The 9577-nt window shown below is 63.4% G+C and carries 9 protein-coding genes and 1 pseudogene; 9 read left to right on the top strand and 1 reads right to left on the bottom strand.

Annotated elements, in window-relative coordinates; translation table 11 throughout:
* The 9 genes and pseudogenes from EN939_RS38985 to EN939_RS10115 form a co-directional block, all read left to right on the top strand.
* Nucleotides 1–174: pseudogene (locus tag EN939_RS38985) on the top strand (cell wall hydrolase); the annotation flags it as partial.
* A gap of 227 nt (nt 175–401) precedes the next feature.
* Nucleotides 402–1007 (top strand): recombination mediator RecR, encoded by a 606-nt coding sequence (gene recR, locus EN939_RS10155; protein WP_027039603.1) that lies wholly within the window; start codon nt 402–404, stop codon nt 1005–1007.
* A gap of 194 nt (nt 1008–1201) precedes the next feature.
* Nucleotides 1202–2479 (top strand): lytic murein transglycosylase, encoded by a 1278-nt coding sequence (locus tag EN939_RS10145; protein WP_127267907.1) that lies wholly within the window; start codon nt 1202–1204, stop codon nt 2477–2479.
* A 262-nt stretch (nt 2480–2741) separates the two neighbouring features.
* Nucleotides 2742–4385: an ABC transporter substrate-binding protein gene (locus EN939_RS10140; RefSeq protein WP_127267906.1), complete on the top strand. Its 1644-nt coding sequence runs from the start codon at nt 2742–2744 to the stop codon at nt 4383–4385.
* An 18-nt stretch (nt 4386–4403) separates the two neighbouring features.
* Nucleotides 4404–5471 (top strand): ABC transporter permease, encoded by a 1068-nt coding sequence (locus tag EN939_RS10135; protein WP_127267905.1) that lies wholly within the window; start codon nt 4404–4406, stop codon nt 5469–5471.
* Entirely contained in the window at nt 5468–6388 is a 921-nt protein-coding gene (nikC, locus tag EN939_RS10130; RefSeq protein WP_127267904.1) for a nickel transporter permease, read from the top strand. Before EN939_RS10135 ends, nikC begins: the two co-directional genes overlap by 4 nt.
* Nucleotides 6385–7230: an ABC transporter ATP-binding protein gene (locus tag EN939_RS10125; protein WP_127267903.1), complete on the top strand. Its 846-nt coding sequence runs from the start codon at nt 6385–6387 to the stop codon at nt 7228–7230. The genes nikC and EN939_RS10125 overlap by 4 nt, the downstream gene beginning before the upstream one ends.
* A complete protein-coding gene (locus EN939_RS10120) occupies nt 7227–7976 on the top strand; it encodes an ABC transporter ATP-binding protein (RefSeq protein WP_127267902.1) in 750 nt (249 codons plus the stop codon). Before EN939_RS10125 ends, EN939_RS10120 begins: the two co-directional genes overlap by 4 nt.
* Nucleotides 7977–8022: 46 nt before the next feature.
* Nucleotides 8023–8361 (top strand): hypothetical protein, encoded by a 339-nt coding sequence (locus tag EN939_RS10115; protein ID WP_127267901.1) that lies wholly within the window; start codon nt 8023–8025, stop codon nt 8359–8361.
* A 12-nt stretch (nt 8362–8373) separates the two neighbouring features.
* On the opposite strand, the gene EN939_RS10110 is transcribed toward EN939_RS10115, so the two are convergent.
* The coding region (locus EN939_RS10110) for an efflux RND transporter permease subunit (protein ID WP_164750932.1) at nt 8374–9577 on the bottom strand (1204 nt) is incomplete at its 5' end.

Genomic DNA, 9577 nt, shown 5'->3' with positions numbered 1-9577 from the left:
GAGGAACCGGATGCCGCCCGTTTTGGCGGAACCTTGAACACAAGGACAAGGGTCATCTCCTCGGTCGAGGACGCGCCGCAAGAGGCGTCTATGGGATTCCAGTCGACGCCTGAGAACACCGACGCTGTCGGCGCGATGATCGTCAGCCAGGGCCGGCCGCTCGAAGCCAACTGATCTGCGCTCTATGGTCTGTCCAATGGTCCGCCCGGCTAATATGGTGGTTCATGCGGATGCGGGATGTTCCAAAGCGCTCTGAAAAATCCTGGAGCGGTTCACCGTTTCGCGGAAACGGTGAACCGCTCCAGCTTTTCGTTTTGACGCAATTCCCAAGGGAAAGCGCTTCGCGCTTTTCCCGGGAAAACCGCTTCGCACTTTTCCTGGAATTGCTCTAGATCAGAGCGATGTCGAAGCGAATCGCCGGTCCCGAGATCGAACGTCTGATCCAGCTCCTGGCCAAGGTGCCGGGGCTGGGTCCCCGGTCGGCCAGGCGTGCGGCCCTTCATCTGATCAAGAAGAAGGAGCAGCTTTTGTCGCCGCTGGCCGCCGCCATGGCCGAAGCGGCCGACAAGGTGCGCATCTGCTCGACCTGCGGCAATGTCGACACATCGGACCCTTGCATGATCTGCACCGACCCGCGCCGCGATGCCGGCACCATCATCGTCGTCGAGGACGTCTCCGACCTGTGGGCGCTGGAGCGCGCGGCGGCGATGAATGTGCGCTACCACGTTCTCGGCGGCACATTGTCGCCGCTCGACGGCATCGGCCCCGACCAGCTCAACATGCGGTCGCTGGTCGACCGCGTCGCCGGTGGCGAGGTCAAGGAGATCATCCTCGCCGTCAATGCGACGGTGGAGGGCCAGACGACCGCGCATTACCTCACCGATCAGCTGTCCGGCTTCGACATCAAGGTGACACGGCTCGCGCATGGCGTGCCGGTCGGCGGCGAACTCGACTATCTCGACGAGGGCACGCTGGCCGCGGCGCTGCGCTCGCGGACGGCGTTTTGATAAAGTTGCGGCAGAGGATGCGGGTCATGATTTTTGCGCGTCCACCAAGGCTGGTGCCAAACACCCCCCTCTGTCCTGCCGGACATCTCCCCCTCAAGGGGGGAGATTGGCTGGCGGCTCAGCTTTCGATAATCACCCACGTTGCGGGCAGAGCGCCGCCCGTGAAGCTGCCGATCTCCCCCCTTGAGGGGGAGATGGCCGGCAGGCCAGAGGGGGGCGCGCCAGAACGCGGCCTTCGCCAGTTTTGTCTTGCATTCTTACTGGCTGCCCTTGCCTTCCTCTTCCTTTCCACCCCCGCCTCCGCCGCAAAGATCGACGACCAGTTCCGCGCCTGGCTGCAGAACGACCTCTGGCCGCAGGCCAAGTCACAAGGCATTTCCAAAACCACCTTCGATGCCGCCTTCGACGGCATCAAGCCCAATCTGAAACTGCCCGACCTGGTCAAGCCGGGCGAGAAGGCGACCACGCCGCGGAAACAGCACCAGGCCGAATTCGGTTCGCCCGGCGCCTATTTCGCCGAGAAAACGGTTCGTGCGGTGACGGCGGGCGGGCGGGCGCGCGAAGCCACCAATGCCAGGACACTTGCATCAATCGAAAAGCGCTATGGTGTGCCGGGCGAAGTGCTGCTGGCGATCTGGGGCCGCGAGACCGGATTCGGCGCGGCGAAGGTGCCTTACGACGCCTTCGAAGTGCTGGGCACCAAAGCGTTCATGTCGACCAGGAAGGACTTCTTCCGCACCGAGTTGCTTGCTGCACTCGAGATCGTCGAGCGCGGTCTTGCTCCGGTCGGCGCGATGAAATCGTCGTGGGCCGGAGCGCTCGGCCAGCCGCAATTCATGCCGACCTCGTTCCTGAAACATGCCGTCGATTTCGACGGCGACGGCCGCGCCGACATCTGGAACTCGACGCCGGACGTGCTGGCCTCGATCGCCAATTATCTCGTCCATTACGGTTGGGTAAAGGGCCGCGGCTGGGGTTTCGAGGTGACGGTGCCGGAAAGCGTTTCCTGTTCGCTGGAAGGCCCGGACCAGGGCAAGAAAATCTCGCAATGGGCTGATATGGGCATCAAGCGCGTCGGCGGCAAACCGTTTCCAGCAAGTGAGCTGAAGGCCGAAGGCTTCCTGTTGATGCCGGCAGGGCGCAGCGGCCCGGCCTTTGTCGCCACGCCCAATTTCTACGTGCTGAAGCAATACAACACCAGCGACCTCTACGCGCTGTTCATCGGCCACGGCGCCGATCGCATCGCCCATGGCGACGCGAATTTTGCCGGCAGCTGGGGCGCGGTTGGCGGGCTCCACCGTTCGGACATCGCGGCCCTGCAGCGGTCGCTGGAAGCCAAGGGCTATGATGTCGGCAGCGCCGATGGCCTGCCCGGCTTCAAGACCCGCCGCTCGATCGGCATATGGCAAGCCAAGAACGGCCGCGCCGCCACCTGCTTCCCTGACGCCGACCTGGTCGCGGCGCTGAAGTAGCCGCGACATTCGCCAGATTTTCCCCGATCGGCAGCCTCTATTGGCTGGCTTGTGCGTCGGCATCCCGCCGGCCTTTCTGGCCCATTGAGCCGTCGCACAAATGCTCGTTGCCCGCCACCAGGCTGCCGGATATGGTGTTGACCAACTGGACAAAAACCGCAACGGTAGGAGATCCGTGGGCCCCTCTCCAGGCCCGAAAAAAATTCCACAACCCTGAGCCGGGAACTCAGGTCAACAAACAACAAAACAGGGAACAATCACGATGATGATGGAAAAGTTTGCTCTACGCTCTCGCTTCCTGCTTGCGGGTGCAGCCATGTCCGCACTGCTTCTGGCCGGCGCGCCCGCCGGTGCGGTCACGCCCGCCGACACGCTGGTCGAAGGTTTCGCGATCGACGACATCATCTCCATGGATCCGGGCGAGGCGTTCGAGTTGTCGACCGCCGAGGTCACCGGCAATACCTATGATCTGCTGGTCCGTCTCGACCTCAGCGACACCTCCAAGGTCAAGGGCGACCTCGCCGAAAGCTGGACCGTCTCCGACGATGGGCTGACCTACACCTTCAAGCTCAAGCCCGGCCTCAAATTCGCCTCCGGCAATCCGATCACCGCGGCCGACGTCGCCTGGTCGTTCGAACGCGCCGTCAAGCTCGACAAGAGCCCGGCCTTCATCATCGGCCAATTCGGCATCAGCGGCGACAACGTCGCCGAGAAGGCCAAGGCGGTCGACGAGACCACTTTCCAGTTCACCGTCGACAAGGCTTATGCCCCGAGCTTCGTCCTGAACTGCCTGTCGGCAACGGTCGCTTCGGTGGTCGACGCCAAGCTGGTCAAGGAACATGTCGCGGCGGTCACGCCGAGCGCCGACTACAAATGGGACAATGATTTCGGCAATGCCTGGCTGAAGACCGGCTATGCCGGCTCCGGCGTCTTCAAGCTGCGCGAATGGCGCGCCAATGAGGCAGTCGTTCTCGAGCGCAACGACAATTACCATGGCGAAAAGGCCAAGCTTGCCCGCGTCATCTATCGCAACATGAAGGAAAGCTCGGGCCAGCGCCTGGCGCTCGAAGCCGGCGACATCGACGTTGCCCGCAATCTCGAGCCGAACGATCTCGACGCCATCGCCAAGAACGCCGATCTCACGACCACCAGCGCGCCGAAGGGCACCGTCTACTACATCAGCCTCAACCAGAAGAACCCGAACCTTGCCAAGCCGGAGGTCCGCCAGGCCTTCAAATATCTGGTCGACTATGATGCCTTGAGTTCCACCATCCTCAAGGGCATAGGCGAAATCCACCAGACCTTCCTGCCCAAGGGTGTGCTCGGCGAATTGGATGAGAATCCGTTCAAGCTCGATGTCGCCAAGGCCAAGGAATTGCTGGCCAAGGCCGGCCTGCCCGACGGCTTCAGCGTAACCATGGACGTACGCACCGGCCAGCCGACGACCGGCATGGCGGAATCGATCCAGCAGACGCTTGGCCAGGCCGGCATCAAGCTCGAGATCATCCCGGGCGACGGCAAGCAGACGCTGACCAAATATCGCGCCCGCAACCACGACATCTATATCGGCCAGTGGGGCCAGGATTATTTCGACCCGAATTCCAACGCCCAGACCTTTGCCTCGAACCCGGACAATTCGGATGCGGGCAAGTCCAAGACGCTGGCCTGGCGCAACGCCTGGGACATTCCGGACCTGACCAAGGAGACGGAAGCAGCACTGCTCGAGAAGGACGCCGGTAAACGCGCTGACATGTACAAGGATCTGCAGAAGAAGATCCTGGACACCAGCCCCTTCGTCGTCATCCACCAGCAGCTGGAAGTGGCCGGCCTGCGCAAGAACCTCAAGGGCTTTGCGCTCGGCCCGAGCTTCGACAGCAATTTCGTCGGACCGGTGTCCAAGGAATAATGCTCGCGGACACGCCGCATGAGCGCGGTTGAAAAAGAAATGGCGGCGGGGCGCGGCAGCGCCCGCGCTGTCGCTATTGCATCATCCTTTGGCCGTTTCCTGGTCATTGCGATCACGACCTATCTTGGTCTGCTCGCGGTCACCTTCTTCATCGGCCGCGTCATTCCGATCGACCCGGTGCTGGCGGTGCTCGGCGACCGGGCGCCGGCCAATGTCGTCGAGCGCACGCGCCGCGAGATGGGCCTCGATCTGCCGTTGATCGAGCAGTTCTACATCTATGTGAAAAATGCCCTGAACGGTAATTTCGGCGTCTCCGTGCTGACCACCAATCCGGTCATGACCGACATTCGCCGGGCGCTGCCGGCCACCACCGAACTGGCGACGCTGGGAACGCTGATCGGGGCGCTGTTCGGCGTGCCGCTCGGCGTGCTGGCGGCGGTCAAGCGCGGCAGTCTCATCGACCAGATCGTGCGCATCATCGGCCTGATCGGCTATTCCGTGCCGATCTTCTGGCTCGGCCTGCTGGCGCTGGTGCTGTTCTATGCCAAGCTGCAATGGGTTGCCTTCCCGGCGCGGCTCGACGTCGTCTACGAGTACACTTTTACGCCGATCACCGGCTTCTATCTCCTCGACTCCGCGATGCAGGGGCAGTGGGACGTGTTTTACGACGCCTTCCGCCACATCATCCTGCCGGCATCGCTGCTCGGCTACTTCTCGCTCGCCTATATCAGCCGCATGACGCGCTCGTTCATGCTCAACGAACTGTCCCAGGAATACATCGTCGCGGCGCGCGCCAAGGGCCTGTCGGAAACCCGCATCATCTGGGGCCACGCGCTGCGCAATGCGGCGGTGCCGATGGTGACGGTGATCGCGCTCTCCTATGCCGGGCTGCTCGAAGGCTCGGTGCTCACCGAAACCGTGTTCTCGTGGCCGGGCATCGGCCTTTACATCACCAATTCGCTGCAGAACGCCGACATGAATGCGGTGCTCGGCGGCACCATCGTCATTGGCTCGGTGTTCATCGCCATCAATCTGCTCTCCGACCTGCTGTATCGGGTGCTCGATCCGAGGACGAAGGTTCAATGAGCGCCGACACCATCCAGAGTCGTCGCGACTGGCTGCTCAGCGAGCGGCCGGCCTCGCGCATGCAGGCAAGGCTCGGCCGCGCCTATGTGGCGTGGCGGCGCTTTTCCGCCAACCGGCTGGCCTTTCTCGGCCTGCTCATCATCATTGCCTTGCTGGCCGTCGCCGCCCTTGCCGGCGTGCTGGCGCCCTATTCTCCGACGTTCGGCGACCTGAAGAACGCGCGCCTGCTGGCGCCGAGCGCCGAGCATTGGTTCGGCACCGACGATCTCGGCCGCGATATCCTGTCGCGCATCCTCTACGGCTCGCGCTGGACGCTCTATGTGGTCATCCTGGTGGCCATCATCGCGGCACCGATCGGCCTCTTGGTCGGCACGGTGGCCGGCTATGCCGGCGGCTGGACCGATGCCATCCTGATGCGCATCACCGACATCTTCCTCGCCTTTCCCAAGCTGATCCTGGCGCTGGCCTTTGTCGCAGCACTGGGCCCCGGCATTGAGAATGCGGTGCTGGCCATCGCCATCACCTCATGGCCGCCCTACGCCCGTATCGCGCGCGCCGAGACGCTGACGGTGCGCAATTCCGATTACATCAAGGCGGTGCAGCTGATGGGCGCCTCGCCCTTCCGCATCGTGCTGCGCCATATCATGCCGCTTTGCATTTCGTCCCTGATCGTCAGGGTGACGCTCGACATGGCCGGCATCATCCTGACCGCCGCCGGGCTCGGTTTCCTCGGCCTCGGCGCGCAGCCGCCGCTGCCCGAATGGGGCACGATGATCGCGTCCGGTCGCCGCTTCGTGCTCGACCAATGGTGGGTGGCTGGTGCGCCGGGCTTCGCCATCCTCATTGTCAGCCTCGGCTTCAATCTGCTCGGCGACGGCCTGCGCGACGCGCTCGACCCTCGCAGTGGTGACCAATGAGCAGGGAAACGAAGACGCTTCTCGACGTCGACGACCTGCGCGTCACTTTCCCGACCCGCACCGGGCTGATCGAGGCGGTGCGCGGCGTCTCCTTTTCGCTCGGTCGCGAACGGCTCGGCATCGTCGGCGAATCCGGCTCCGGCAAATCGCAGACCGGCCGCGCCATTATGGGGCTGACGCCGCCGCAGGCGCGGATATCGGCCAACAAGCTCGCCTTCGACGGCATCGACCTGCTCAGCGTCTCGCCACGCGAACGCCGGAAGCTGCGCGGCAAGCGCATCGCCATGATCCTGCAGGACCCGAAATATTCGCTCGACCCTGTCATGAGCATCGGCCGCCAGATCGTCGAGACGCTGCGCACCCATGAAAAGGTCGGCAAGGCCGAGGCGCGCGACCGCGCATTGGCCATGCTGGAGGCGGTGCAGATCCGTGATCCCTCTCGCGTCTTCAACCTGCATCCGCATGAAGTTTCGGGCGGCATGGGCCAGCGCGCCATGATCGCCATGATGCTGATCGCAGGACCGGAAATGATGATCGCCGACGAACCGACTTCGGCGCTCGACGTAACCGTGCAGCTCGATGTGCTAGGCATCCTCGACAAGCTGGTCAGCGAACGCGGCATGGGGCTGATCTTCATCTCGCACGATCTGCGCCTGGTCTCATCCTTCTGCGACCGCGTCATCGTCATGTATGCCGGCAAGGTGGTCGAGCAGCTCAAGGCGTCCGAACTCGGCCATGCCCAGCATCCCTACACGCGCGGCTTGCTCAATTGCATGCCCAAGATCGGCGCCGACCGCCACCCGCTGCCGGTGCTCGACCGCAAGCCGGAGTGGGCGGCATGACTTCCGCGATTGCCGTCGACAGGCTGGAAGTGATCTTCGACCGTTTTCGCGCGCTGAAGGGTGTCAGCCTCGACGTGCAGCCGGGCGAATCCTTCGGCCTGGTCGGTGAATCCGGCTCCGGCAAATCGACGCTGCTGCGGGCCATCGCCGGCCTTGCGCCGGTCGCATCGGGCAGCATCGTCGTCAACGGCAAGACGCTTGGGACACGCCGCGACAAGGCCTTCTACCGCGAAGTCCAGATGGTCTTCCAGGATCCGTACGGCTCGCTGCACCCGCGCCAGACCGTCGACCGGCTGCTGCAGGAACCGCTTGCCATCCATGGCTTTGCCGACGGCGAAAAGCGCATCCAGCGGGCGCTCGACGAGGTCGGCCTCGGCAACGGTTTTCGGTTCCGCTATTCGCACCAGCTCTCCGGCGGCCAGCGCCAGCGCGTGGCGATCGCCCGTGCGCTGATTCTCGAACCGTCGATCTTGCTGCTCGACGAGCCGACCTCGGCGCTCGATGCCTCGGTGCAGGCGGAAGTGCTCAACCTGTTGGAAGAGGTACGCAGGCGGCGCAAGCTGACCTTCCTGATGGTCAGCCACGACCTCGCCATCATCACCCATATGTGCGAGCGGCTGATGGTGATGCAAAGCGGCGAGGCGGTGGAGAATCTGGCGGCGGCAGACCTTGTCGAACGCCGCGTAACCAAGGATTATACGCGCAATCTGTTGCGGGCCAGCGATGGGTTTGTGAGAACCGCCTGAATTCGTTTTCTCGTTTTGCGTCGAACAACCATCTCGGGGAATTCCTATGGAGGAATGGAAGTTTGCGGATCCGCCCAATCTCGCAGTGTATTCGGACAAGAGCATATTTAAACGTGGCGACTGGATCGCATACGTTGTGCATGAAGATGACGACGACGACAGCTACAACGACGAAGGTGGCACTTGGCAATTCCACAACAGCGAACCCGGACCTGTGGATGACGGCGACATAATGCTCGTCGGCCTGCAAGAGGTGGTGAGGTGGGATCAAACTATCCTGGAGTTGGCCGATTTGCCTAAAGGTTGGCATGCTTGGCGCGCCTCGAAATCATCGCCATGGCGGCGTGCAAAGTCACGTCCCGTACCCTCTAACGACAACGAATGACCCGGCAAAGCCTTAAGTCTGAGCTTGCACCGGTTCGCCGCTCTCCACAGGTGGCTCTTCCTGGGCTTCAGGCTCCTTGATCCTGAACCACGTCACATAAAGCGCCGGCAGGAACAGCAACGTAATCGCCGTGCCGGCAATGATGCCGCCCATCATGGCATAGGCCATCGGGCCCCAGAACACTTCACGTGCGATCGGGATCAGCGCCAGGCTGGCGGCGGCCGCCGTCAGCGCGATCGGGCGCATCCTGTGTTCCGTCGCTTCGATGACAGCGGCCCAGCGGTCCTTGCCGTCCCGGACGAGATCCTCGATCTGCACGATCAGGATGACCGAGTTGCGGATCAGGATGCCGATCAGCGCCAGCACGCCGAGGATGGCGACGAAGCCGAGCGGTGCTCCGCTCGGCACCAGGGCCGCCACCACGCCGATCAGGCCGAGCGGCGCCACGGCCACCACCAGGAACAGGCGCTGGAAACTCTGCAACTGCACCATCAGGATCGTCGCCATGACGAACAGCATCAACGGCACGACGGCGGCGATTGGTCCCTGGCTTTTGGCACTCTCCTCGACCGAGCCGGCGGTGGCGATCGAATAACCCGGCGGCAGCTTGGCGGTGAAGGCATCGACCGACGGCTTCAACTCGTTGACGACGGTGGCCGGCAGCACGTCGCCGACCAGTCCGGCGCGCACGGTGATGGTCGGGATGCGGTCGCGTCGCCACACCGTTGGCTGCTCCAGATCGTAGCGGAAGTTGGCGACGGCCGCGAGCGGGATCGCCTCGCCGGTACTGGTCGGCAGCTGCATGTTCTGCAAGGTTTCGATCGAGCCGCGTTCGGACCCACGCGAGCGCGCCACGACATTGATCAGATAGGTGGCGTCGCGCACCTGCGTGATGGTGGCGCCGCCGACCGTACTGTTCAGCGCGCTGGCGATGTCGGAGGAGGTGATACCGAGCTGGCGTGCCTTGTCCTGCAGCACGTCGACCCTCAGCACACGCTGCGGCTCGTTCCAGTCGAAGGTCGGCGCTGCTAGCTTTGGATTGGCGGAGATGACACCGGCGAATTGCTGCGCCAGTTCGCGCACCGTCTGGATGTCGGGACCGCCGACGCGATATTGCACCGGGCGGCCGACCGGCGGTCCGAGTTCGAGCGGCTTGACGAAGGCGTCGGTGCCGACGAACTCCTCGCGCAGCAGTTTTTCAAGCGCCGGCTTGACC

It is taken from the genome of Mesorhizobium sp. M7A.F.Ca.CA.002.05.1.1, assembly GCF_003998335.1.
Classification (GTDB): domain Bacteria; phylum Pseudomonadota; class Alphaproteobacteria; order Rhizobiales; family Rhizobiaceae; genus Mesorhizobium.
The sequence above is the reverse complement of the archived record's forward strand: the minus strand, read 5'-3'. Positions and strand labels throughout refer to the sequence as shown.